This is a genomic window from Bradyrhizobium sp. NBAIM08, from assembly GCF_020193935.1.
In the GTDB taxonomy this organism is placed as follows: Bacteria; Pseudomonadota; Alphaproteobacteria; order Rhizobiales; family Xanthobacteraceae; genus Bradyrhizobium; species Bradyrhizobium yuanmingense.
In genome coordinates this window covers 1-379 of the sequence record NZ_JADYVR010001407.1, presented here as the reverse complement: position 1 = coordinate 379, position 379 = coordinate 1, and the positions used below count along the sequence as shown (strand labels likewise).

Annotated in this window: 1 protein-coding gene; it reads left to right on the top strand. The window is 70.7% G+C overall.

Annotation, left to right across the window (positions count from 1 at the left end; all coding sequences use genetic code 11):
• Positions 1-379, top strand: a 379-nt coding sequence (locus tag I6F37_RS45160) for a DNA methyltransferase (protein WP_276573852.1), incomplete at both ends; no start/stop codon positions are given.

The following is a 379-nucleotide window of genomic DNA, read 5'->3' as shown; positions in this document are numbered from 1 at the left end:
ACGCAAAAGCCCGAGGCGCTGCTCTACCGCGTGATGCTGGCCACCACCAACAAGGGCGACGTGGTGCTCGATCCGTTCTTCGGCACCGGCACCACCGGCGCGGTGGCGCGGCGGCTGGGGCGCGAGTGGATCGGCTGCGAGCGCGAGGCGGTGTACCGCGATGTGGCGATGGAGCGCATCGAGATGGCGCTGCCGCTTGATGAAAGCGCGCTGGCGACGATGCAGAGCCCCCGGTCCGCACCCAAGGTGGCATTCGGCACGCTGGTCGAGACCGGCTGGATCACGCCCGGCACCGTGCTGACCGATCGCAAGCGCCGGCTGTCCGCCGCGGTGCGCGCCGACGGATCGCTGCTGAGCGGCACCGAAGTCGGCTCGATCC